This window comes from Colwellia sp. E2M01 (assembly GCF_018860585.1).
Lineage (GTDB): Bacteria > Pseudomonadota > Gammaproteobacteria > Enterobacterales > Alteromonadaceae > Colwellia.
The window spans coordinates 17,124-43,012 of record NZ_JAHKPR010000016.1; the positions used below are offsets into that span (position 1 = coordinate 17,124).

The window sequence follows — 25,889 nt, forward strand, 5'->3', positions numbered from 1 at the left end:
CTTAGCCAATGTATATAAACAAAAAATAAAACAGGGTGTTCTGTTTTAGAAAAAAATCCGCCTTTGAAGCGACAAAGGCGGACTAAAAGTCGCTATTTGAAGCGATAGCGTGCACCTAAAACGTAACGAGTGCCGTACTGATTAGCTTCTAAAAACTGACGTTCATATCGGCCGTACTTTTGCTCTGTTTCATTAGTTAAGTTAATACCCTCAGCAAATACTGTGAAGTTATCGGTGATGTCATAGTTAACACTGATATCCCATTGTCCATAAGCTTTAGCATTTTGTGACGGTGCATCGGCAGAGCCTTGATCTTGCCCTATACCAATTAAGTAATCGTCGCGCCATGCATAGGTAGTTTTGATTGACCATCCATATTTCTCATAAAATCCTTGGAAGTTGGCAGAATCACTTGCACCTGGTAGCACTTGCTGAACACTTAGGCTCTCAGGATCATATTTTTCACTTGGATCCATTATCGTGCCATTTATGCCAACACCAAAACCAGATTCACCAAATACATGCTGAATGGCTAATTCAATACCTTGAACAGTAAAGGTTTGATCACTATTAAATGGCTGAGTAATATTCCACTCTATTAACGCATCAGTATCAAGCGGCTCTATATAACCTTGATCATTTAATACCGCACCGTTGGTTTGCATTTGGGCGAAAATAGCGTCGTTTGTGGCAACTTCATCACGTGCTAAAATATCAGCCTCGGCAACATTCCAGCGGTTACTTTGGTAAATATCATGAAGACCGTCAATTTGAACTTGGAAAATATCAGTACCTATCCAATCAACAACCGATTTATGAAAGTAGCCTACTGACGCGTAACTTGCTTCACCGTAGTAATATTCCAAACTTAAATCGATGTTTGTAGACACGTAAGGTTCCATGCCTGTATTACCATCATAACCACTACGAGAGCCAATTTTTGGGCTACCCGATAATATTCTAGTACCAGCTAATGCACTTAACGGAGCTCTAGCCAACGATTTACCCCATGACGCTCGCCCTATTAAGTCTTCAGTGAACTCAAATTTTGCATCAATCATAGGTAAGAACACGTCGTAATCACCCGTTGTTTCTAAAGCAGCATTATTGCCCGTTTCTAACTGGGTATGCCATTCACTGCCGCCTAACCACCATACGTCAACAGGTACATCTTGTTTAACGCGGCTTGTAACATTGGTTTTTTCATAACGTAAACCAAAATTCATTTGTACAGGTAAGCTGATTACATCAAATTCCATTAGCATTTGTGCATAAGCACTTGTTGTAACTTCTTGTACTGAAGTTTCTGAGTAGGTTGATCCGTCACGGTAAGCGGTTGGCGCAAAGTAATCATCGCCAAGTACCTCTTCATTTAAAAAAGACTCAGAACGTGCAACTACTTCATCAAAGTCAAAGTCATAGTAATAATTTAGTGCTAAATCATTACCACCACCGTCAAATTCATTAAGAAATTGGCTAGTGTCATTTTTAGTAAACATACTGTCAGGGAACATTGCCGTGTATTGAGGATTGAATAAGAAACCGCCAATTAAACCACTCCACGCACTTGAGCCACCAATAAGTTGATCGGCATGGGAGATACCCATTTTGATATTCACTAACGGTGAGTCAGTATCATTCTCCCATTCTGCATCAAGTTGAAATTGCTCAACCTCTGATTTACCTGGTGAATGAATAAATTGACTGAAATGTGAGTCCATTTCGCTTGGAGCTAATGTGGTTGAGCCATTATTCCAATTAACCAAGGTTTGTGGAATTTCGCCTTCACGATAATCGTAGGTTTTAGAAACCAGTTGGTCGGAGCCTAATACCAAAGAGCCATCACTACCAAGACCTTCATCAGCACCATTATCGGCTTCATTGCTTGAGTTATGGTAATCAAAAGCAAAACCTAAAGTTTGTGTTGCTTGCCAAGCTAAGTTTAAACCTATTGATTTTTCAGTAACTTCAGTGATACTTCTTGAGGCGGTATATGATGCATCGTTGCCACTAAATTCAGCATAAGTGGCTGTGCCATTTTCATCGAATTCATAAGCATTAATATTTCCACCGTAATCATGCCAAACTCCCCAGCCTAGCGAGTCACTGGAGGTAAATGCTTTACCAAAGCTGTAATCAATTGTCGCAATAATGTCGTCTGTAGGCGCATATTGTAAGCTAACAAAGCCATTGGTACGCTCTCGAGAAATGTCATCAAAACCGTAATTCATGCTTCTAGGAAGGTAGTAATTACCAACTCGCTCACCTTCACCATCTACAGGGCGAGGATCAGTTACCATGCTTTCATCAAGGTTTGATGGTAAAGCAACATTAGCCTGCCAACCTTGAATACTCGCATTTTGCTGTTGAAAATCTCTGCGATGATGCACAACAGATGCTGCTATACCGAAAGTTTCATTAGCAAAAGTATTACTAAATACGCCTGAAATTTCAGGAGTAACGTCATCACCTTCAACATTAGATTCGTCATACATTGCTTGCCCCATAACCGTCCATTTCAAACCTGGGCTATCGAAGGGTTTTAGGGTAACGATATTTACTACCCCACCAATACCGCCACTTGCGGTTTCAGCGCGTGCTGTTTTAATGACTTCTAAAGTACTGATACCTTCAGATGAAATGTTTTCTAAGTTATATGAACGTGAATTACCTGTAGCAGGCATTTGACGGCCATTTAAGGTAATTAAGTTATAGTCTGGACCAAAGCCACGTATGGTAACTTGACTACCTTCTCCGTTTGAGCGGCTTACACTAACACCTGTAATACGCTGTAAAGATTCAGCTAAATTTGTGTCTGGAAACTTCCCCATATCCTCTGATGAGATGGCATCAACAACACCTGAGGCATTTCGCTTTAGGTTCATTGATTTGCCTAAGCTACCAACAATACCGGTAACTTGAATGACTTCTATTTCTGCTTGTTTTTCCTTGAAATCAGCAATTTCTTCAGTTGCTAAAACTTCTGTGGGCTTAACTTGGGACTCAACTTCGGACTCAACGACAACAGCTTCTTCATCAGGAGCGGCTTCAACCGCAAATGCATGATTATAAGTAGCTGCAGATAATGCTGCTGAGATGTATATTGCTAAACGTGTTTTAGTAAATTTTGATTGTTTCATGATGACCTACTTAATTAATTCTTTTTATTAATATCAGGCTAATATCAGGCTAATATCAGTTAAATGAGTTTTATAAGGACGGCGCGTTCTACGCCGTCAACTTGTAATAACAGGTGGTTAAGGCGCAGTAATTGCGACGTTATCAATACGGTAAACTGCACCGTCACCCGTTCCCCATGTAGGGAAAACCATCAATACATCTATATCGCTAACATCTAAGCCCGCAGCAAATAAGTCTGAAAGTAAGAAGGTGTAGGTTTGCCATTCACCTACGGTAGGTGCTACCCCCTCTTGGCTAGCAGAAAGTTCAAGCTCTACCGCAGCAGATGCGCTACCAGATTCAACTTTGAATAACCAAGTACCTGAGGTGTCGGTTGGAGGTGTAACTACTTTCATATCGAATGTTACTGAGCCTGTACTTGAAATAGCTGTGGCATCGTATGAAACACTGTCATTAGCTAAAAAACCCATGACTGTTGGGGTAGACCCGATTGCAAATTCAGTAACCATGTTATGACTGCTACCATCATCAACTACAGCAGGTGTAGAGCCAGCACAACAATCCCAAGCAGGCCAGTCGGTATGCGCACTTTCATCAAATATAGTTAGCCCTTGCGGAGTAGAAACACTGCTAGGGTCAAATATCATAATATTATCAAGACGGTACGTTGCACCTTCACCAGCACCCCATGCAGGGAAAACCATTAGTACATCAACAGCACTTAAGTCTAAGCCGGCATCAAACAAACTTTGCAATGAATAAGTGTAAGTTTGCCATTCACCAACCGTTGGATTTACGCCTTCTTGACTATCCGATAAATTAAGCTCTACAGCACTAGCAGCATCGCCTGATTCAATTTTGAATAACCAATCCGCTGAAGTATCTATTGGCGCTGAAACAACTTTCATTTCGAATTGAACTACACCATCAGTTTGTAGTGCTGAAACATCAAGATACACATCATCGTCTGCTAATATACCCATTACCGTTGGATCAGCGCCGATAACGAATTCGGCTGTATTACCATGTTCAGTGTCATCGTTTTCAACGGTTGGTGTAGTGCCACCACAACAGTCCCATATACTCCAGCTAGTTCTTGGTGCATCATCAAACAGTACGTACCCGCTAAAACCAGTAGAAGCTGTTGGGTCATAAATCTTCATATTATCAATGCGGTAAATAGCATCTGCACCACTGCCCCATGCAGGGAATACCATTAATACGTCAATAGCACTGGCATCTAAACCTGCAGCAACTAAGTCTGATAAATTAAAGGTATAGGTTTGCCATTCGCCTTCAACAGGCGCTTTACCTTCTACGCTTGCCGTTAGATCAACAGCAGCTTCGCTATCTGCATTATCACTTTCAACTTTAAATGACCATGTAGCATCAGAAACGGTTGGTAAAGATACAACTTTCATATCAAATTGAATAATGCCATTACTTAAAATACCTGTTGCATCAAATGGTGCAGGGGTATCTGTAAACTCACTGCGAGAAATAAAGCCCATTACAGTAGGTGATTCGCCAATACTAAATTCCGCAACTGCACCGTGCTCGTCATCATCAATTTCAACCGTTGGCGTTGTACCACCACAACAGTCCCACATTGGCCATGAAGCATTTTGTTCATCTTCGAAAACAGTTACCGATGGAGATAAAATTTGGTCCGATTCAATTTTCACATTGGTCACCTGATAAACAGCCCCTTCACCTGTTCCCCAGGCAGGGAAAAACATGAGTACATCAATTGCGCTTACATCTAAACCGTTGTCTTGAAGAGTTTGCAGTGAATAAGTGTATGTTTGCCATTCACCAACAACAGGCTCTGCAGCTTCTTCACTTTCGCTTAAAAGGAAATCAACCGCTGTATCACCGTTGTCACTTTCAGCTTTAAAAGACCAAGGAGAGGTTGTATCATTTGGCGCGGTTACAATTTTCAAGTCAAATGTGACTTTGCCACTATCAACCATAAGAGATCCGTCAAATGGTTTTACTTGACCTGAGTCATCTGTAATGAACTCAGCTCTAGTAATAAAGCCGTTTACGGTAGGGGTTTCAGCAACCAAGAATTCAATAACGTTGCCTTTATCTGCATCTACAACAGTTGCAGGTGTTGAGCCACCGCAACAATCCCATGCAGGCCAGTTAGGGTTATTACTACCTGAATAAATAGTTAAGTTTTCAGCGGTAGGACCAACAGGTGCTTTAGGAGTAGGAGCTTCTCCTTCAACCAAGGCATCGTCTAAGCTATCATAACCGCCTCGCACGGTTTCACAGCCCTTACCTGTATCGGTATTTTGTATGCATTGATATACGCGCACATAATCAACTTGGAAACTCTGACCTGCTACAGCATCAGCATCAACACCAGTATTATTCACATTTTCAGGCCAGTCACCACCAACAGCAAAGTTCAAGATCATAAAAAAATCTTGATCAAACGGGGCTGCATCCCAATGGGTAGCTAGTTCACCGGTGTTTCTGTCAAAATATTCGGCAAACCAGCCTCTGTGTGCCAAACCTACCGCTTCATCTTTACTGTTGTAGCGAACTTCAGATTGACGTTGTGTTCCATATAAATGACCATCTATATACCAACGGATCTCGCCTTCTTGCCATTCTACCGCGTAAACTTTAAATTCATCTGCTGGGTTTACACTATCAATAACAGGGTATTCTTTACCTGAGTGTGAATTGTCAGGCCAAGATTCTCCGTAATGTAACGTTCCCCATATAGAGCTTTCTATGGCACCATCTTCGTCGGCTACTTTAAGGTTAACCGCTTCCATAATATCTATTTCGCCAGAATGTGGCCATCCGCCATAAACAGCGTCTGTAGGCATCATCCAAAATGCAGGCCAGCTTCCTTGTCCGCTCGGCAATTTCGCACGCATTTCGAAACGCCCATATTTAAAATCTGCTTTGTTTTGGGTGATAAGTCTTGCTGATGTAAAAGGTTGCTCTGCGCCTTCTGCTGCGGCCAATGCTTTAATATTAAGCATGCCATCTTCTACATACGAGTTTTCACTGCTGTCGGTATAACATTGCTTTTCGTTATTACCGCCACCGTCACAATTTACTTCATGAGTCCATTTTGTGCTGTCTATTGTCGTTCCATCGAATTCATCATTCCAGACCATCTTCCAATCACTTACTGGTGCAAGTGGGTCAACCGTACTTGGTGTTGCTTTTGTGTCAACGCCCCCACAACCAAAGAGTGTGGTTGTAGATATGCATGCAAACAAGAGTGTTAGTTTTTTTGTTGCTTTTATCATAATAATTATTCCAAATATCTAACAATTGTCGCTATATACTGCGATCGGTAATTGAGAGGGTTACAACACAATTATCGATTTATAGCTTGATGGCTCTTCAGCTTAAACTGATTATTTAACCATCCCCTAGATTCATATTGGGATAAATACAAAAAGCTTACAATTTAAATAAGGCATGAGCACATAACGATGAGACATTTGTCATTTAAACAAGTATGAATGCGACAAAGTGTATTAATTATGCGATGAAGTGCTCATTCATCACAAATAAATAGCTTGGCCTCGATTTAGATCAACTATTTTTTGAATGGACGGACTGAAATTTCGACTCACCTTTAAAAACACTTCATTAGCTAACTCAACAATACACTCACTGTTTTTTAATGAGCGAATACTTTCAATAAAATTGACATTAACTAACGTTGATTTGTGAATCCGTTTAAATACTCGTTCATCTAACTGGCTGGCAATTTTCTTCATGGTTATGCGCACTATATGCGTTTCGGCTTCGGTATGAATACACATATAATCACCAGCCGCGTCGATCCAACGTATATCTTTTACAGGCAGGAATATTTTTTCGTTATCGTTACTTTTTATTACTATTTTTTGAACGTAATTGGTGGGGAGAGGTCCATCACTAACGAGCCAATCTTCTAATTCAGTAATGTTTACCCCCGAGCTTTCACCTAATGCTTTAATCAGTTTGAATTTTTCATGATTAGAGTTTTGTGGGGTATGACGCTCTAAAATACGTTCAACGGTTTTTTGCAATCGCCCAAGGTTGGCAGGTTTCATTACATAGTCAATTGCATTTAACTCGAAAGCTTCAAGCGCATACTCACCATAAGCCGTAACAAAAACTACCAATGGTAAGATATCGGATTGTAGTGATTGAACCACTTCAATGCCATTTAAACCGGGTAATCTTAAATCTAAAAATAATACGTCTGGTGAGAGTTCCTGACATAACTTAATGGCTTGGTCGCCATCAACGGCTTCTGCAATAACTTTTATTTCAGGTATTTTCTCTAAGCGTAACCTTAGCCCTTCAAGTGCTAGAGGTTCATCGTCAACAATTAATGCCGTTAGTGGTTTTGGGCACATAGTTTAGCTCCCTTGATTGTATGGAATAGAGATGGTTATACAGGTCCCTGTACTGTAGTTATCTTTCATCTTAATAGTAAAGTCGCCATTGAACATGGTGTCTAAACGCTTGCGTGTATTACTCATGCCAATACCAAAACCATGACTGTTTTTTTCATTCATAGCGGTGCCATCATCTTTCACATATATAAATAAACGTTTCTCTTTAACTCTCGCCGTAATTGAAATTAGACCCGCTTCTTTTCTGGGCTCAATGGCATATTTAATCGCGTTTTCAACTAACGGTTGTAACAACATACTTGGTACCAAACAACTCCTCGCTTCAGGGATAATATCTAAACTCACTAGTAAGCGTTCCCCAAATCTAACTTTCTCAATAGAAAGATAGAGTGCTAATAATTCGAGTTCTTTAGCTAGAGTCGTTTCTTTTAATGCATGCTTATCTAAGGTATAACGGAAAAACTCACAAAGCTTATCTAACATATCGTTCGCTTTATCGTTTTCGTTTTTATAAATGAGCGTTGAAATAGCGTTTAAAGTATTAAACATAAAGTGAGGGTTTAACTGGTACCGTAACATTTGTAATTGAGCATCTTTTACAGCAGTTTGTGCCACTAATCTTTTTTCATGCTCTTTTTGTAGGTTATTGTTATATAGCATAACAAAGAAGATCGATGTCCAAACATACATGGTGGTAAGTGAGAATAACAACCAACCACCAAATTCAAGTAAATTCCAAGCTTCATTCCATTCTTGATGATACACCACCACTTTATAGCAGCTTAGTTTAATGATATTAAAGATAACACCTAGTATTGACGCGGAAAAAAAGCTAAGCAGGAGCGTTTTTTTTAAAGGCAATCGCACTGCTTTTTGTATAATAAACCATTGAAAATATGATAATAAAAAGCCACATACAGTTTCTACAAAAAGGTTAATTAACTGTGCACTTAAACTAAAGTCTGCTTTTTCAAATTGTGGGTGAACAATGGCTAAAAATACAAACACCGAGTAGCCCAACCAACCGACAATTTGTATTGTCCAAAATTGTTGACCTTGATTAGAAAGCAAATTAGGCTTTAATTGTTGCCTAGAAAGCAGAGAAGAGTCACTTTCTTTGTAGGTTTTTTCCATATCTAGAATCATGTTTAATTACTGTAACTTATGTTGATAGTGCCTTTTGGCTCCATATTTATCAATAGCTAAAACGATAAACTAACTAGTGCAAATATTCAGTTTTTTGCGATAAAGCGAGAGGATTCTGCGATAACGCCTTATAGACAGATAAAAATTAGGACTTCACAGTACACCTCGCTATTTCCGAACAAAATTAGATAAACGGTATTTAATCTTCCCTCCCCTAAATAACAGGCATAAAAAAACGCGACTAAAAAGTCGCGTTTTTTGTCTGTAAATACGAAAATGATATTTACAAAATAATGATTAAAATTAAAGCTTATTCTTTGAATAGCGAGGCGCTTGCACGGAGTTGACGCTAGTCAAGATTCCGGACATCATGTCCTCCACCCTACGGGTTAGCTTCCAGCTATGCCAATTTATTCCAGACAAATTGGTGAGTACAAGCAACGCAGTGACTCTGCTCACTTAGCAAAACTCTCCCATAAAAAAACGCGACATCAGTCGCGTTTTTATATCTACAATTTAAATAATCAAAATTGCAGAGTAATGATTAAGACTGAAGCTAATGAGTGAAAGAACAAGGCACTTGCACGGAGTTGACGTTAGTCAAGATTCCGGACATCCTGTCCTCCACCCTAAGGGTTAGCTTCCAGCTATGCCAATTTGTTCCAGACAAATTGGTGAGTACAAGCAACACGGTTTTTTTTGCTCAATTAGTAATATTTAACCAAAGTATAAATATAAAAAAACGCGACTTCAGTCGCGTTTTTTTATGTCTGTAAAATCAAAATAAATGTTTTTTACAGAATAAGGTTTTAAATTGAAGCTTAATTACTTGAAGAGCAAGGCGCTTGCACGGAGTTGACGAATGTCAATGAGTACAAGCAACGAAGCTATTCTGTTATTAAGAAAAATTTATAATCTTATTGGCCTTTAACTTCTGATAAGCCATTGTATGGTGCTTTTGAACCTAAAGCTTCTTCAATACGTAGAAGTTGGTTGTACTTAGCAACACGATCAGAACGGCTTAATGAACCAGTTTTGATTTGGCCAGCAGCTGTACCAACCGCTAAATCAGCAATAGTTGCATCTTCAGTTTCGCCTGAACGGTGAGAGATAACAACTGTGAAACCAGCGTCTTTAGCCATTTTGATAGCTGCTAACGTTTCAGTTAAAGAACCGATCTGGTTAAACTTGATTAAGATTGAGTTAGCAATACCGTTGTCGATACCACGCTTAAGGATCTTAGTATTTGTTACGAATAAATCGTCACCAACTAATTGGATTTTATCACCCATTAGTTTAGTTTGGTGTGCAAAACCGTCCCAGTCAGACTCGTCAAGACCATCTTCGATAGAAACGATTGGGTACTTGTTAGTAAGGTCTTGTAAGAAGAAGTTAAATTCTTCTGAAGTGAATTTTTTGCCTTCACCTTTAAGATCGTAGATGTTTGCTTCTTTGTCGTAGAACTCAGATGCAGCACAATCCATAGCTAAGGTGATATCTTTACCTAATTCATAACCTGCGTTAGCAACAGCTTTTTCGATTGCAGCAAGAGCCGCTTCGTTAGACTCAAGGTTTGGAGCAAAACCACCTTCATCACCAACTGCTGTTGAGTGACCGTCAGCTTTAAGTACTTTAGCAAGGCTATGGAATACTTCAGCACCCATACGTAAACCTTCACGGAAGTTAGGAGCGCCAACAGGTTGGATCATGAATTCTTGGATATCTACAGAGTTATCAGCATGCTCACCACCGTTGATGATGTTCATCATTGGAAGAGGCATTGAGTAAACACCAGAAGTACCGTTTAAGTCAGCAATGTGCTCGTATAAAGCAACTTTCTTAGAAGCAGCCGCCGCTTTTGCAGCAGCAAGAGATACAGCTAAAATAGCGTTTGCACCGAACTTAGCTTTGTTTTCTGTGCCATCTAAGTCGATCATGATTTGATCAAGTTCAGCTTGTGCTAATGCATCTTTACCAGCTAAAGCCGCTGCGATTGGACCATTTACAGCTTCAACCGCTTTAAGAACACCTTTACCTAAATAACGAGCTTTGTCACCGTCACGTAATTCTAAAGCTTCACGTGAACCTGTAGATGCGCCTGATGGAGCAGCAGCTAAGCCAACAGAGCCGTCTACAAGATGAACTTCAGCTTCAACAGTTGGGTTACCACGAGAGTCCATGATTTCACGTGCAATAATCTTACTAATATTTGACATTACTATTCCTATTATTTATGACGCTCAAGCGACGTGCTGAGCTATAAGGTTAATTTTCTACTTTGCTAATTCCACTACCTTTAAGCGACTTAAAACTAGTGGATTAAATAGCTTTTTTTTACTTAAATAAACGTTAAAATACACATTTAACAATTCAGTGATTAACGTGCTTTTATATATAAAAACATAAAAATGAAGTAATCACTCCATTTTTATAGTTTACTTTACTTACTTTGCTGTAAGGCAAAACTGGTTGCCACAAAACTTTCAAATAACAAATGGCCATCACGCGGAGTAGAATTAAACTCAGGGTGGAATTGGCCCGCAACAAACCACGGGTGGTCAGCAATTTCAATTACTTCAACTAAACTCTTATCAGTTGATAAACCTGAGAAAGTCAATCCTGCTTGGCTCAATTGTTCACGGTACTTGTTATTTACTTCATAGCGATGACGATGTCTTTCATAAATCGTTTCACTACCATATATATCACAAGCTTTAGTGCCTTTAATCAAGTGACATAATTGTGAGCCTAAACGCATAGTGCCGCCTAAGTCTGACTCTTCACTACGGTATTCAACTTGACCTTCTTCATCTAACCATTCGTTGATTAAGCCAACAACTGGGTATTCTGTTTCGCTATTAAACTCTGTACTGTGCGCGCCGGCTAAGCCTGCAACATTACGTGCAAATTCAATTAATGCTACTTGCATACCTAAACAAATACCTAAGTAAGGTACTTTATTTTCACGTGCATATTGCGCTGTTAAAATTTTACCTTCAACACCACGCTCACCAAAGCCGCCAGGTACTAATATTGCGTCAAGCTCGGCTAATATGCCTACACCTTTAACTTCAACATCTTGCGAGTCTATGTACTTTATATTAACGGTCACTTGTTTTTTCAAGCCCGCGTGTTTTAAAGCTTCGTTTACTGATTTGTATGCGTCTGGTAATTCGATGTATTTACCAACCATACCCACAGTGATTTCACCCTTAGGGTTAGCTTCATGATAAAGCACTTCTTCCCATTCAGATAAATCCGCTTCAGGTAGGTCTAAACCAAAACGTTTAGCAACAATTTCGTCAGTACCTTGTGCTTTTAACATGGCTGGAATTTTGTAAATACTGTCAACATCACGCATTGACACAACCGCTTTTTCTTCCACGTTAGTGAATAAAGCAATTTTAGCGCGCTCTGAATTAGGAATAGCACGGTCTGAACGGCAAATTAAAATGTCAGGTAAAATACCAATAGAGCGTAAATCTTTCACTGAGTGCTGTGTTGGTTTAGTTTTTATTTCACCCGCTGCAGCTAAATATGGCACTAAAGTAAGGTGCATAAACATAGCACGATCGCGTCCAACCTCTAGCGCTAATTGACGAATAGCTTCTAAGAAAGGTTGTGATTCCATATCACCTACCGTACCGCCAATTTCAACCATAGCAATATCGTAACCTTCCGCGCCTTCAACTACACGGCGTTTAATATCGTTAGTGATATGTGGAATAACTTGAATTGTCGCACCTAAAAATTCACCTTTACGCTCACGCGCTAAAATGTCTTGGTAAATTCGACCTGAAGTAAAGTTATTGCGTTTGGTCATTTTGGTGCGAATAAAACGCTCATAATGACCTAAGTCTAAATCAGTTTCTGCGCCGTCTTCGGTAACAAAAACTTCACCATGTTGTATTGGACTCATGGTGCCAGGATCAACGTTAATATATGGATCCAGTTTAAGCATGGTTACTTTTAAACCACGCGCTTCAAGAATTGCTGCCAAGGATGCTGCGGCAATTCCTTTACCAAGAGACGATACTACACCGCCTGTTACAAAAATATATCTAGTTGTCATGTTTACACCGATGTCAGAAAAAACAGAATTTTGCGCTTAAGTAGCTAATAAATATAACCTTTACAAAAAAACATATTAATTTACTTTGTGTTTATTACAGCCAAGTGTAAGAACTAAAAGCAATAATTAAGAGTAGTTTTGTAGTTATTTATTAATTGGTTAAAGGAGTTTAGCCAATTAAGCAAGACGGGAAAGTATTATACTTAAAATAGCCGTGAACAACAAAGAATAATTTGCTTATTAATACACTAATAAATTGGCTGATGCTTTGATGTACGATATAGATACGGCATCTATGCATCAATTTATGTTATTATCCCTGTTATGTAAATTTATCGGAGTAAATTATGCGTATTGTTGTTATTGGTGGTGGTGCAGGCGGTCTTGAGTTAGCCAGTAAATTAGGTAAAAAAACAAATGCTAAAAATTTACGCGATCAAGTTCAGGTAACCTTAATTGATCAAAATGATACCCATTTATGGAAACCTTTATTACACGAAGTAGCTACAGGCGCGCTTGATTCAGGTGTAGATGCGGTAAGTTATCGTGCCCAAGCACATAACTGTGGTTTTGATTTTCAACTAGGTAAAGTCATTAATATTAATCGTGATGAACAAAAAATAGAACTAGCGCCACTTATCAACAGTGATAAAGAGGTGGTACTTAAAACTCGCTACGTGCAATATGATTACGTTGTTTTTGCCTTAGGCAGTATTACTAATGACTTTAACGTTGAAGGGATCAGTGAAAATTGTATTTTCTTAGATAAACCCTCACAAGCAATGCGTTTTCACAAAGAATTATTAGAGTCACTATTAACACTTGATGAAACCTTAAAAACAGAGCCTGATGCATCTCTTACTATTTCTATAGTCGGTGCTGGAGCAACAGGTGTAGAGTTAAGTGCTGAGCTATTTCATGCCGTAGAAGTATTAAAGGTTTATGGATTAAGTCGTTTAACTGACTCACATTTAAAAGTTAATTTGATTGAAGCTGGTCCTAGAATTTTACCTGCGCTTCCTGACAGAATTAGCGCTAATGCCAGTTTTGAGTTATCAGCGCTTGGTGTGCAAGTAATGACAAATACTCGTGTGGTTAAAGGGCAAGCTGATGGCTTTGTTAAAGATGATGGCGTATTAATAGCCAGTGACATGATGGTATGGGCTGCAGGGGTTAAAGCTCCCGACTTCATGCAAAATATTGGCGGTTTAGAAACCAATAGAGTCAACCAATTATTAGTCAAACCAACACTACAAACCTTAACCGATGATCATGTTTTTGCTATTGGCGATTGCGCTAGCTTACCATTAGATCCTAATGGTGTTACTCCAGCAGATGGCCGTCAACGCATGGTACCACCAACGGCACAAGCAGCCCACCAAATGGCAAGTTTAGCTTATAAAAATTTAACTTCTATCATATTAAGCCACTCACCAGAGAGTGAGCCACTAAAGTCTTTCAAATATAAAGATTACGGTTCTCTTGTTAGCTTAAGTCATTACTCAACTGTAGGCAGTTTAATGGGTGGCTTAACAAAAGGCTCTATGATGATAGAGGGGAGACTTGCGCGAGTAATGTATGTCAGTTTGTATCGCATGCATCAATTAGCTCTTTTTGGCTTTTTCAAAATGATTTTAATTACAATATCTGGCCATATTAATAAGGTTATTCGACCTCGTTTAAAGTTACATTAAACTGAACGCTTGTAATAACCTTTTACTAAAACTGCTCACTAATAAAAAGGCTGGTTGCTGTGTTATTAGCATCGGGTCAAACATAATTTTTAACTACTTTTCAATTGATTTTTAATACTTATTACCCGAATACAGAGGTTGAATAACATGACTTTAGAAAAATTAAACAATACCTTAGCGGCTATTGACAACATCAACAACCAAGATCCTAATACCATTAACGTAAACGGTGAGAACCAACCAAAAGAATTAGTGTATGGTCAACAAATGACTGATTGCTTAACGCAATATTGGCCTGACGCAAACGAGTTATTACAAATCGCCGTTCGCGCCCAACACATTAAACGTTGGCAGTTAAAACGTAGTGAATTTGCAGAAGGTAAAGCCGGTTATTACCAATGGCGCATTGCCCAAGGTAAATTTCATGCTGAATTAACTGCAAGTATTATGCTTGAGCAAGGTTATAGTACTGAAGAATCGGAAAAGTGTGCGTCGATTTTACGAAAAGAAAACTTAAAATCAAACCCTGATACACAAACACTAGAAGATGTTGCTTGTTTAGTATTTTTAATGCATTACTTTAATGACTTTGCCGCGCAGTATACTGAGCAAGATAACGAAGCAAAAATTATCAGAATTGTACAATTAACTTGGGGAAAAATGTCAGAACGTGGCCATGAAATAGCTTTAAGTTTAACCCTACCTGATCATTTAGCGGCATTAGTGGGTAAAGCTCTGGCGTAAAGACAGTTAAAAGTTAACCTAATTAATTGCACGATTAATAGCACCAATGAAGACCTCTTTTTATAAAGGGATAGCGCGAACAAGTTCCCGCCTACAAAAAAACCTCTTACCCTAGATGGGAACTTGTTCGTACTTAAAGTTGTTCACTCTTATAAACGGAATTTAACTTGAAGGATACAACTTATTAGACAGGCATTCTATGTTCACACTACTACGTAGGCGGGAACTTGTTCGCGCTTTGTAACCAAGTTATTTGCTTAGCGGTTATTTAACGGCTATTTACTTAACGGTAAGCGAGCAACAAAAATAAAAGGCCCTGCAATTAACACAATAACTAATATTGTTAGCAGAGCATTTTTCAATAAGTAAGCTGACCAACACACAGATAACACCATAGTTAATAGCGCAATACGTTTTGATTTAAGCGAAATACTGCGTGTTTCTTGCCAGTCTTTAATCAGTGGGCCAAAGGTTTTATTCGCTAACAACTTTTGCTGTAATTCAGGGGATGATTTAGCAAAACAGGCTGCCGCGACAAGTAAAAAAGGAACCGTAGGTAAAATAGGTAGTACCGCACCTAGCAGCGCTAAGCCAACAAAAAATAATCCTATTATTTTGAGTAATAACATCTAAGCTCCTACCCTTTTTAAATCTCTTGTTTCCACTTGTTAAATATTGAGGTGTTGTTAGTGTCTCTACTTTTACGAATCAGATCGTTATCCGCACTAGTTGAGTTTTCTTGTGCGATCACCTTTTTAGCAAGTCTATCGTAAAGCAATACATTAACTGTTGCCGCTAAATTCATACAACCTATGGTTGGCACGTACACAACGTCATCAGCAATATCAATAACATCTTGCTTTATTGAGCTATCTTCTGGGCCGAATATATAAACAGCTTCATCTGGATGAATAAAGTGCGGTAACGGTGTTGCACCTTCAACTAAATCAACACAAATAATTTTAGTGGATGGCGGAAGGTTGTCTAACGATTCTTTAAGGTTTAGAAAACTGTCTACTTGCACTAACGGAATTTTGGCTGACATATTAAAAGTGTCAGTTTGTAAAATATTCTTGTGATATTGAGCCGCTTTAGCGAAGCGATTACCATTATAAATAATTTGATCGGCTTGGTAACATCCTACTGCACGCATAACAGCGCCAACATTGGTTGGCGTTTTAGGATTAGTTAACGCTATGGTTACGTTTGCTAATTTTTCTGATTCAACTGGTTTTAATGTGTTCATAACGGTTGCAGCGTTTTACGCCTTATTTTCCTAAGATTACTTTTATACAATTTAACTATAGTTTCGCTTGTTAGCTTTGTTTTTCTTGAATTTTAACTTGCTGCCAATAGTTTTCTAACTCGCTTAGATCATGTTCGGTAAAGCTTTTACCTGACTCATTGACTTGTGCTTCCACACCATGAAAACGTTTAGTGAATTTTTGGTTCGCTTGTCGAAGCAGCTTTTCAGGATCTTCTTTGGCGTGACGGCATAAGTTAACCACGGCAAACATTAAATCACCAAGCTCTTCACCTAGTGCTTTTTTATTAAGTGTATCCGCATCTAATTCGTCTTTAACTTCTTGTACTTCTTCTTCAATTTTTGCAAATACATCATGCTTATTGTCCCAGTCAAAACCGACATGAGAACAACGTTTTTGAATTTTGGCGGCTTGTGATAACGCCGGCAAGTTTTTCGGAATATCCGCTAAAATACTTAAATTTTCAATATTGGTTCTTTGCTTCCTTTCTTGAGCTTTTTCATTTTCCCAATTAGCTTTTATTTCAGCGTCTGTTATTAAACTCGCATCACCAAAAACATGTGGATGACGACGAATAAGCTTTTCACAAATAGCAGCAATAACACTGTCAAAGTCAAACAGCTTTTGTTCTTGCCCTAATTGACTGTAAAAAATCACTTGAAATAATAAGTCACCTAGCTCTTTTTCAAGTTCAGCAAAGTCGCCTTGCTCAATAGCATCAACGACTTCATAAGCTTCTTCAATGGTGTGACTAGTGATAGTAGTGAAATCTTGTTTTAGATCCCACGGACAACCTGTTCCAGGATCACGCAATTGCGCCATGATCCAACGCAATTTTTCTACAGATGCTTGTTCATTTAACATGGTAATTAATTCTTATTTATTAATGCTTTTAAAAGGTACTTCACGTGTAATTAAAGTATGAGTTGAAAGCTAGCTTACAAACGTCTAACTTTCATCACATCATCTAGCTGGCTTAGTTTATCTAAAACACGTTTTAATAACTCACTGCTTTCTACTTCTAATTTCACATTCATAATAACAGTTTGTTTTACATGATCGGTATTACTTTCCATACCAACAATACTGACTCTTTCGTTAGATATGATAGTAGAAATATCACGTAATAACCCTTGTCTGTCGCTACAAATAATTTGTGCTGAGGCTTCATAACTTTGCTTGTTATTGCCCCATTGCACTTCCACTAAGCGCTCAGGCTGCATGCTCAGTAAATTAGTTAATTGTTCGCAGTCTTGTCTGTGTACTGAAATTCCACGACCTTGGGTGATAAAGCCAGTAATACTATCACCAGGTACAGGTTGACAACATTTAGCCATATGGGTAAGTAAGTTGCCCACCCCAGATACGGTAATGCCATTATCATCTTGTGTTGTGTTTTTATGAGCAGAGCTTTGTTTAACTAAGCTTTGCGGGTCTATTTCTGGCTCAGGTTTAAACTTACTGTCTAATTGAGTAAAGTAAGTTACAACATGTTGCAGTCTTATATTATTGGTGCCAATACCCGCATAAAGATCATCAACCGTTTTCATATTAAAGTGCTTAGCGGCAGCTAATAGATCAAGATGTTCAATGTCGTATTTAGCTATTTCGTTTTCAAAAAACTCTTTACCTTGAGCAATATATTTATCTCGATCAAGCAATTTAAAAAAGTGTTGTACTTTGGCGCGAGCGCGAGAAGAGTAAATATAACTCAAATTAGGGTTTAACCAATCTCGGCTTGGGTTTGGCTTTTTACTGGTGAGTATTTCTACTTGGTCACCAGTATGTAACTTGTGCGTAAATGGGACAATTTTGCCAAACACTTTAGCGCCAATACAACAATGACCAACATTAGAGTGAATATAGTAAGCAAAGTCTAATGGTGTTGAGCCCATAGGTAAATCAATTACGTCACCACCAGGGGTGAATACATAAATGCGGTCTTCAAATACTTGGCTGCGTAATTCATCAAGAATTTCACCGCTTTCAGCAACATCATCTTGCCATTGTAATATTTTCCGTAACCAGCCTATTTTATCGTCAAAGCTATTACTTTTACCTTGGGCATTACCTTCTTTGTAGCGCCAATGTGCCGCGACACCAAGCTCGGCATCATCATCCATTTGCTTAGTTCTAATTTGTACTTCTACCGATTTACCATTAGGGCCTAAAACAACGGTATGAATTGATTGATAACCATTAGATTTTGGGGTTGCTACATAGTCTGAAAATTCTTTAGCAATATGTTGCCATTGAGTGTGCACAACACCTAAAGCAGAGTAACAATCTTGTACTCTTTCGACGACAACACGTACCGCTCGCACATCAAAAAGCTCTTCAAAATCAAGAGATTTTTGCTGCATTTTTTTCCAAATACTATAAATGTGCTTAGGACGACCATAAACTTCGCCATTAATACCTAACGCTTTTAGCTCGCTACCTAAGTGACCAACAAAGTTACGCATATAATCTTCACGTTCAAGGCGTGTTTCGTCTAACAGTTGAGCTATTTTTTTGTAAACTTGCGGGTGTAAATAACGAAATGAAATATCTTCTAATTCCCACTTTAATTGACCTATACCTAAGCGGTTGGCAAGTGGTGCATATATATTAGCGCTTTCTTTAGCGGCTAAAACGCGTGTTTCTTCATCGCTTTTTTTCTTTTCGCGTAAATCGCATAAACGCTCAGCAAGTTTAATAACCACAGCTCGCACATCATCAACCATTGCAAGTAACATACGACGCACATTATCGATATTTTGCGGTTCTTGATCGTTAGATTGATTACCTTCTTGGCGCAATGCTTTAATAGCCGCCATTTGCTCAACACCTTTACAAAGTAAAAGTATGTCTTTAGAAAAATTTTCTTTAACAAATATTATTTTAATCAGTTTATGTTCAAGTAGCGGTGAGATAAAAGCCGCAACGAGTGAGTCTGCATCAAGATTTAAGGCACTTAATATTTCCACCATTTCCATGCTTTTTTTAAGTAGTAATGGAGACTCATCTGTATTGTTGCTTTCTTTAGCGTTATTTTCTTGATGATTATTTTCTTTTTGGCTACTTTCTTTTTGACTACCTTCACTTTGATAATAGTCTGATACTTGCAGCCATGCTGCAGATAATGCTTTGCCTTTAGCCTCGGTTAATGCCAAGTTACTTAGCCATTGTTCAAAGCTATGTACTGTTATTTTATGTGATTTACGCACAGAAACCATGGGATGGCCTTTATCCTTAGAAAATTTGATAATACCAGTTTCATTAATTAAGTGATCTATTTTAGACGGAGATAAAATCATTAAATACAAGGCATTTATTTACATAACTAGTTGTTCTAATTATTAAATAAATAACGATATAGTTAGTGGTTTTAGCTCGTATAAATGATCACTTAGTTTGTGAGATTGGCATAATGTATATAATACCAATAATACAACACTGGGTGTTTAAATATTAGAGTGTAAACAATACCATAGTCTCAACATGCTTTGTTTGTGAAAACATATCCATCAGTGATATTTTTTTAATTTTGTAACCTTGGGCAACCAATATTGCGCTATCTCTTGCTAAAGTAGCAGGATCACAACTCACATATAAAACAGTAGGTATTTTTAACTTAGCTATTTGTTTTACTGCTTGTTCAGCGCCAGCTCTTGCAGGATCGAGTAATACTTTATCAAAAGCTTGTTCAGTTGCCCATGCAGTAGCGAGCCAATCGCCGTTTAAATCTGCTTGATGAAATTGGCAATGTGTTAAGCCATTTACTTGCGCATTATGAGTAGCTTTATCTACCATCACCTGTACGCCTTCAACACCCACAACAAGTTTAGCGTTTTTCGCTAACGCTAAACTAAAGTTACCTAACCCACAAAAAAGATCTAATACCTTATCGGTTTCATCCACACTTAACCAGTTTAACGCTTGATTTATCATGGCATTATTTACTTGATGATTAATTTGAATAAAATCACTGCTAGCAAAATAAATTTTATTACCATCAGATAATGAATAAGACAGTTTCGACTCTGCATTTTCTATAGGTGTTTGTTTATTACCGTCATCAATAATTACATGCCAAGCATATTGTTTAGCAAACTGCTGCCAAAGCTGATTATCGGGCTTATTCATCGCTTTTAGTTGTCTAACTACTAACACAACTTTACTAGCAAATTGCTCATTAGCTAGTTGATTAACATCAGCTTGAATGACTTCAATATGGCCAATTGCCGCTTTAACTGTCAATTGAGCTAATAACTTTTTCAATATTGGGAAAATAGTATTTAACGGTTCAACTAACACAGGGCAGGATTTAATAGCAGCTAACTGATTAGTTGATTTTTGTCTAAAACCTATTATTGCTTGACCATTTTTATCAAACTGTACACCAATACGTGCTTTACGACGATAATGCCATGGCTCACTTTTAATAGGCACTTGCCAAGGTAAATCGGCTTGTTCTATTTTTGCCGCTAAATTGTTAGCACTAAAGCTCCGAGAGAACAGCTCAGTGATTTTTTGTTGTTTAAACACAAGTTGCTCTGAAAGAGCTAACATTTGTAAATCACAACCACCACAAAGGCCAAAATGCTGACACTCAGGAGTAACTCGATAATCACTTTTCTGGTTAATAGTGATGACTTTAGCGCGTGCATATTTACTTTTTTGTTCGATAATTTTTGCCGTTACCACTTCACCAGGTAAGGCACCAAAGATAAATAATGGTTTTTTATTTAAACGCGCAATACCTACGCCATTGATATCGAGCTTTTCAATACGAGCAGTTAGGGGCGCATTTGATACTTTAGGTTTAGCGACTGCTTTAAAAAAATTTGCCATTTCTGCCTTAAAACTTACAATGAATTTACGTTATTTAGTGTATATTTAGCTCTCTCATAGATAGAAAAATGGTAAATTTATCAATGTATATGAGCGTATTTATGTTAAGTTTGAATATTAATAAAATGGTTATTGAATGCATTAATTAACGCTTTAAGTAATAATCAAATATATTGTGAATAATTAACGAATAACTAAAGCCTGTATTTTACCCTAAATTCATCATAAAAGTTCAACAAAAACATGCAAAAGATCAGCCTAAAAGACTGGGTTATCATACTCACTATTGTCCCAACTACCCTTATTGGGTTTAGTTTAGCGAGTTATTTTTCATATAGTCGCTCTGTTGAGCTAAATGATTTTCTTGAGCAGCGCGCAAAAAGTATTATTGAGCCTATCGCCATCGCTAGTAAAGACCCGCTAATACACCACAATCGAGATAAATTACGTCAACTGATTAACTTTACGCACCGTAATCAATCAAACATAGTGAAAAGTATTGCTGTTTTCACTAAAGATAATCAGATCTTTGTTACTAGCGCTTATCATGGCGATATTGACTTAATGCAATTAAAAGCAGGCAACATTCAGCCTAATTATACGACTACTGAAAACTCCGACGATTATATTATTTTTAGAACACCTATTATAGTTGAGCATTACCATGCTAAACAGGTAACAGCTAACGACTCATCTTACCTTGCCGATACTGAACACTTACAATTTGATGAGCTAATTAATAATGAAAAACCTGTAACCATTGGTTATATCGCCATGCAGGTAGACAAAAACCAGCTTAGCTTTAAACAACAAAGCCAATATTTGATTGCTTTTGCTTTTGCTTTACTCGGTACCTTACTTAGCGGTATTTTTGCATTAAGACTTATAACCAAAGTGACTAAACCTATTAACTCTATGGTGCAAGCTATTGAGCGTATTAGAGAAGGCAAGTTAGAAAGCCGAGTAAGTGGTCAACTTATTGGTGAGTTGAATTTTTTAAAAAATGGTATAAATGCCATGGCTCAATCTCTTGATGGCTACCAAAATGAAATGAATGCCAGTATTGATCAAGCAACGATCGATTTACGAGAAAGTCTCGAACAATTTGAAATACAAAACGTAGAGTTAAGTTTAGCTAAACGTAAGGCACAAGACGCCAACAGAGTGAAATCTGAATTTTTAGCCAACATGAGCCATGAATTACGTACTCCGCTTAATGGCGTTATTGGCTTTACTCGACAAGTACTTAAAACCCCGCTGACTGAAAATCAACGTGATTATTTGCAAACAATAGATCGTTCCGCCAATAACTTATTAACGATTATTAACGATATCCTCGACTTCTCTAAACTCGATGCCGGTAAGATGGTTATCGAAAATATTCCTTTTTCATTTAGAGAATCGATTGAAGAGACCTTAAAGTTATTGGCGCCTTCAGCACATAAAAAGAATATTGAACTATCTATAAACTTACCAGAAGAAATCCCCGATTCCCTGATCGGTGATACCATGAGAATTAAACAAATAATTACTAACTTAACCAGTAATGCAATTAAATTCACTCCGCAGGGCTCTGTTTCTATTGATATAGCGAGTGAAGAGATTAATCAAAAGAGTATAAAACTGAAAGTAACCGTTGAAGATACCGGTATTGGAATGACCGTTGAGCAGCAAAAAAGTATTTTTGATGCATTCACTCAAGCAGATCAAAGTATTACGCGTTTATACGGCGGCACAGGGTTAGGTTTAGTTATATGTCAACGTCTTGCTCAAGAAATGCGCGGCGATATAGGATTTAGTAGCGAGAAAAACCAAGGCTCAAGTTTCTGGTTCACTTTTCAATGTGATGTTAATGCAACGCCTTTAATATGGGAGTTTAGCAATAAACACTTAGCCAATAAAACAGTACTGTATTACGAAGAAAATGCGCACGCTAGAGAAGCAATTAAAAATATTTTTAACCACTGGCAGATGCAAGTAACTAGTGTTATTAACAAACATCAACTGTCTCAGGTGTTAACGCAAAGTAAGCAAAATCAACAAGCTTTTGATTATGTTCTAATAGGCGATAATCAAACGGTTACCGCCTTAAGTGAATTAAAAAGAACCATCGCACAATTAAAACCACTATCGAATAATATCCATATAGCTTTAAACAGTAACTCTCCATGTTTACAAGACGCACTTATAGCCAGTGGTGCTAATAGCTGTTTGAGTAAACCTCTGACCTCAAACAGTTTAAACCGAATCTTTCAATCATCAATCATAGATGAACCACAAAAGCTCACATTAAGATCTCCTATAGGAAACAGGCTGCCTATTAAGGTGTTAGCGGTTGATGATAATGAAGCTAACCTAAAATTAATTAATGCCTTGCTATTAGAGCAAGTTGAAGAAGTTATTACCGTCGACAATGGTATGGCTGCTGTTGAGCGCTGTAAAAGTGAAACTTTTGCGTTAATTTTTATGGATATTCAAATGCCAATACTCGACGGTATAAGTGCTTTAAAAGAAATAAAGCAAATACCGCTTAACATGAACACGCCTATAATTGCCGTAACCGCACATGCATTAAGTGGTGAAAAAGAAAAAATGCAGCAACAAGGCTTTAATGCTTATATGACTAAGCCCATTGATGAAACAATGCTACGCCATATCATTTATGAGTACTGTGATTTTAATCATTTAAATAATTCTACGACAGAAATAATAGTAAATAATGATAAAGCTGACGTTGAAGCTAATCATTCATCTATGGTTTTTAATTGGGCTTTAGCATTGAAGCGCAGTGCTAATAAAGAAGATCTAGCCAAAGAAATGTTTCTTGGTTTAGTTGAGAGTTTACCTGAAACAGAGCAAGGCATACATGATGCTATCAAAACCCATGATATAGCACTTATTAAACGCCTTATCCATAAATTAAATGGTGCTTGTTGTTATACAGGCACACCTAACCTAGCAAAAATAACTAACCAATTAGAAACACAATTAAAGGTAGGGTTAAGTCTTGATGAACTTGAACCAGAGTTTTTTGAATTTTTTGAACACATAGAACAAGTATTACTTGCTGCTCCTGCGGCATTAAAAGAAATAAATGATAATATAAAGTAGATAACCTGATCTCGATTTAACAGCGCTTCTACTAGTTATACCAATTCCGATAATTTTCTGGTCTAGCTGTACGAAGTAAAAATATTTAAAGACAAGGCTTGATTGAGTAATAACGGGTTATTGCGATTGAAAGGAACCTAGGATTTAGGTATTTTAACTAGTACAGGTGATCAGTAATTTAACGGACTTGGTATTATTAGGCAGATGCTTAACACATAAAAAAGCAACAGAGTATGTTGCTTTTTAATTAGAATTTAATTGAAATTTAGTTGAAATTTATAAGTGCATTAACGAAGTACGATATCCGGTGACGTATTAATTTCTCCATCTTCAGTAATAACAGCAACACCTCCACTACATTGAAGTACTGCTAATCGCTCATTTCCCTCTTTTCGTACAAAGGTTAATTCATAGCCGAATTTACCTAAGCTACTTGCAGAGAATTTTTGCGATAATGATAACTTATTCCACCATGCGGATTGTTCAGGAGTTTCTTTACGACGCTCTAACATTGGTTTCATTTGTGCTTGCATCATTTAACCCCACTCGTTTATGTTGAGTCCGTTCTACACTGCTTAAAATAAGTGTAGACCATAATAGAAACAAAAATAAAGTAAATGCTGTTTTTTTAGTCGATGATATTTTTTAACTTATGATGATACTCCTGAACATTTTCCATCGACAATCCAGAAAAATTACACCAACTAAAAAATAGCTTTTATTTATTAATACCTTAATCAAAAACCTAACTTAAGATCTTGCCTCTAACATTAACTTTTTCATATCACGAACAGCGGTATCTAAACCATCAATAACAGCACGCGCAATGATAGCATGACCAATATTTAATTCGATGATTTCTTTAATTGCCGCAATTGGTTTAACATTAAAATAATTTAAACCATGCCCCGCATTCACTTTTAACCCTAAACTGTGAGCGTATTTAATACCTACCGTTAGACGTTCTAGCTCTACTTGCTTTGCTTCTTCACACGTTAAGTCTGCGTAGTGACCTGTGTGTATTTCGATATAAGGGGCTTTACTTGCAAATGCTGCGTCAATTTGCGCTTTGTCGGCATCAATAAATAAACTAACAGCAATACCTGCATCCGCAAGCTTAGCTGTTGCTTGAGCCACTTTATCAAATTGCCCAACAACATCTAAACCACCTTCAGTGGTAAGCTCTTCACGTTTTTCTGGTACTAAGCAGCAAAACTCAGGCTTTACTTCACAGGCAATAGTCACCATTTCATCGGTGACAGCCATTTCAAAATTCATACGTGTTTGTAATGTTTGTTTTAAAACATATATATCTCGGTCTTGAATATGACGTCTGTCTTCACGTAAATGTACCGTAATTCCATCTGCGCCTGCGTGTTCTGCTACGCATGCTGCATGTACAGGATCTGGGTATGTTGTACCTCGTGCTTGTCTTAGGGTCGCAATATGATCAACATTTACACCTAATAATAATTCAGTCATATTCTCATTCTCT

The 25,889-nt window shown here is 37.8% G+C and carries 15 protein-coding genes and 1 pseudogene; 3 read left to right on the forward strand and 13 right to left on the reverse strand.

What is annotated here, in order from left to right; genetic code table 11:
• Nucleotides 1–92 precede the first annotated feature (92 nt).
• The 6 genes and pseudogenes from KO502_RS02690 to KO502_RS02715 form a co-directional block, all read right to left on the reverse strand.
• Nucleotides 93–3,140: a TonB-dependent receptor gene (locus KO502_RS02690; protein WP_216021021.1), complete on the reverse strand. Its 3,048-nt coding sequence runs from the start codon at nucleotides 3,138–3,140 to the stop codon at nucleotides 93–95.
• A gap of 642 nt (nucleotides 3,141–3,782) precedes the next feature.
• Nucleotides 3,783–6,419, reverse strand: a pseudogene (locus KO502_RS02695) (family 16 glycosylhydrolase); the annotation flags it as partial.
• A 261-nt stretch (nucleotides 6,420–6,680) separates the two neighbouring features.
• Entirely contained in the window at nucleotides 6,681–7,526 is an 846-nt protein-coding gene (locus KO502_RS02700) for a LytTR family DNA-binding domain-containing protein (RefSeq protein WP_216021023.1), read from the reverse strand.
• A gap of 3 nt (nucleotides 7,527–7,529) precedes the next feature.
• A complete protein-coding gene (locus KO502_RS02705) occupies nucleotides 7,530–8,672 on the reverse strand; it encodes a histidine kinase (RefSeq protein WP_252730467.1) in 1,143 nt (380 codons plus the stop codon).
• A 917-nt stretch (nucleotides 8,673–9,589) separates the two neighbouring features.
• On the reverse strand, nucleotides 9,590–10,888 hold the full coding sequence (gene eno, locus KO502_RS02710; RefSeq protein ID WP_216021024.1) for a phosphopyruvate hydratase: 1,299 nt from the start codon (nucleotides 10,886–10,888) through the stop codon (nucleotides 9,590–9,592).
• Nucleotides 10,889–11,112: 224 nt separating this feature from the next.
• Nucleotides 11,113–12,744, reverse strand: a complete 1,632-nt coding sequence (locus KO502_RS02715) for a CTP synthase (RefSeq protein ID WP_216021025.1) — start codon at nucleotides 12,742–12,744, stop codon at nucleotides 11,113–11,115.
• 344 nt (nucleotides 12,745–13,088) lie between these two features.
• Between KO502_RS02715 and KO502_RS02720 the strand changes: the two genes are divergently transcribed.
• Together KO502_RS02720 and KO502_RS02725 are read left to right on the forward strand one after the other, a co-directional pair.
• Entirely contained in the window at nucleotides 13,089–14,438 is a 1,350-nt protein-coding gene (locus tag KO502_RS02720; RefSeq protein ID WP_354668295.1) for an NAD(P)/FAD-dependent oxidoreductase, read from the forward strand.
• Between the two features lie 147 nt (nucleotides 14,439–14,585).
• Nucleotides 14,586–15,182: a DUF4202 domain-containing protein gene (locus KO502_RS02725; RefSeq protein WP_216021027.1), complete on the forward strand. Its 597-nt coding sequence runs from the start codon at nucleotides 14,586–14,588 to the stop codon at nucleotides 15,180–15,182.
• Nucleotides 15,183–15,457: 275 nt separating this feature from the next.
• Here KO502_RS02725 and KO502_RS02730 read toward each other — a convergent pair whose 3' ends face one another.
• From KO502_RS02730 to rlmD, 5 genes are all read right to left on the reverse strand, one after another.
• Nucleotides 15,458–15,811 carry a YbaN family protein gene (locus KO502_RS02730; protein WP_216021028.1) on the reverse strand — a complete coding sequence of 118 codons (354 nt, stop codon included), beginning with the start codon at nucleotides 15,809–15,811 and terminating at the stop codon, nucleotides 15,458–15,460.
• 17 nt (nucleotides 15,812–15,828) lie between these two features.
• Entirely contained in the window at nucleotides 15,829–16,428 is a 600-nt protein-coding gene (locus KO502_RS02735) for an RNA methyltransferase (protein ID WP_216021029.1), read from the reverse strand.
• 70 nt (nucleotides 16,429–16,498) lie between these two features.
• Entirely contained in the window at nucleotides 16,499–17,311 is an 813-nt protein-coding gene (mazG, locus tag KO502_RS02740) for a nucleoside triphosphate pyrophosphohydrolase (protein WP_216021030.1), read from the reverse strand.
• Nucleotides 17,312–17,385: 74 nt separating this feature from the next.
• Nucleotides 17,386–19,746 (reverse strand): GTP diphosphokinase, encoded by a 2,361-nt coding sequence (relA, locus tag KO502_RS02745; protein ID WP_252730468.1) that lies wholly within the window; start codon nucleotides 19,744–19,746, stop codon nucleotides 17,386–17,388.
• Nucleotides 19,747–19,900: 154 nt separating this feature from the next.
• Complete coding sequence (rlmD, locus tag KO502_RS02750; RefSeq protein ID WP_216021031.1) at nucleotides 19,901–21,283, reverse strand: 23S rRNA (uracil(1939)-C(5))-methyltransferase RlmD; 1,383 nt, start codon at nucleotides 21,281–21,283, stop codon at nucleotides 19,901–19,903.
• Between the two features lie 243 nt (nucleotides 21,284–21,526).
• Here rlmD and barA point away from each other — a divergent pair, with 243 nt between their 5' ends.
• Entirely contained in the window at nucleotides 21,527–24,394 is a 2,868-nt protein-coding gene (gene barA, locus KO502_RS02755; RefSeq protein ID WP_216021032.1) for a two-component sensor histidine kinase BarA, read from the forward strand.
• A 287-nt stretch (nucleotides 24,395–24,681) separates the two neighbouring features.
• Here the strand turns inward: barA and KO502_RS02760 are convergent, their stop codons facing one another.
• Both KO502_RS02760 and pdxJ read right to left on the reverse strand, forming a co-directional pair.
• Nucleotides 24,682–24,930 carry a hypothetical protein gene (locus tag KO502_RS02760; protein WP_216021033.1) on the reverse strand — a complete coding sequence of 83 codons (249 nt, stop codon included), beginning with the start codon at nucleotides 24,928–24,930 and terminating at the stop codon, nucleotides 24,682–24,684.
• A gap of 214 nt (nucleotides 24,931–25,144) precedes the next feature.
• The gene (gene pdxJ / locus KO502_RS02765; protein ID WP_216021034.1) at nucleotides 25,145–25,876 is read right to left on the reverse strand and encodes a pyridoxine 5'-phosphate synthase; all 732 of its coding nucleotides are present in this window, start codon (nucleotides 25,874–25,876) and stop codon (nucleotides 25,145–25,147) included.
• Nucleotides 25,877–25,889 lie beyond the last annotated feature (13 nt).

Coding starts and splice junctions, on each gene's coding strand:
- KO502_RS02690 (WP_216021021.1), bottom strand. CDS start 3,140: ATGAAACAATCAAAATTTACTAAAACACGTTTAGCAATATACATCTCA.
- KO502_RS02700 (WP_216021023.1), bottom strand. CDS start 7,526: ATGTGCCCAAAACCACTAACGGCATTAATTGTTGACGATGAACCTCTA.
- KO502_RS02705 (WP_252730467.1), bottom strand. CDS start 8,672: ATGATTCTAGATATGGAAAAAACCTACAAAGAAAGTGACTCTTCTCTG.
- eno (WP_216021024.1), bottom strand. CDS start 10,888: ATGTCAAATATTAGTAAGATTATTGCACGTGAAATCATGGACTCTCGT.
- KO502_RS02715 (WP_216021025.1), bottom strand. CDS start 12,744: ATGACAACTAGATATATTTTTGTAACAGGCGGTGTAGTATCGTCTCTT.
- KO502_RS02725 (WP_216021027.1), top strand. CDS start 14,586: ATGACTTTAGAAAAATTAAACAATACCTTAGCGGCTATTGACAACATC.
- KO502_RS02730 (WP_216021028.1), bottom strand. CDS start 15,811: ATGTTATTACTCAAAATAATAGGATTATTTTTTGTTGGCTTAGCGCTG.
- KO502_RS02735 (WP_216021029.1), bottom strand. CDS start 16,428: ATGAACACATTAAAACCAGTTGAATCAGAAAAATTAGCAAACGTAACC.
- mazG (WP_216021030.1), bottom strand. CDS start 17,311: ATGTTAAATGAACAAGCATCTGTAGAAAAATTGCGTTGGATCATGGCG.
- relA (WP_252730468.1), bottom strand. CDS start 19,746: ATGATTTTATCTCCGTCTAAAATAGATCACTTAATTAATGAAACTGGT.
- rlmD (WP_216021031.1), bottom strand. CDS start 21,283: ATGGCAAATTTTTTTAAAGCAGTCGCTAAACCTAAAGTATCAAATGCG.
- barA (WP_216021032.1), top strand. CDS start 21,527: ATGCAAAAGATCAGCCTAAAAGACTGGGTTATCATACTCACTATTGTC.
- KO502_RS02760 (WP_216021033.1), bottom strand. CDS start 24,930: ATGATGCAAGCACAAATGAAACCAATGTTAGAGCGTCGTAAAGAAACT.
- pdxJ (WP_216021034.1), bottom strand. CDS start 25,876: ATGACTGAATTATTATTAGGTGTAAATGTTGATCATATTGCGACCCTA.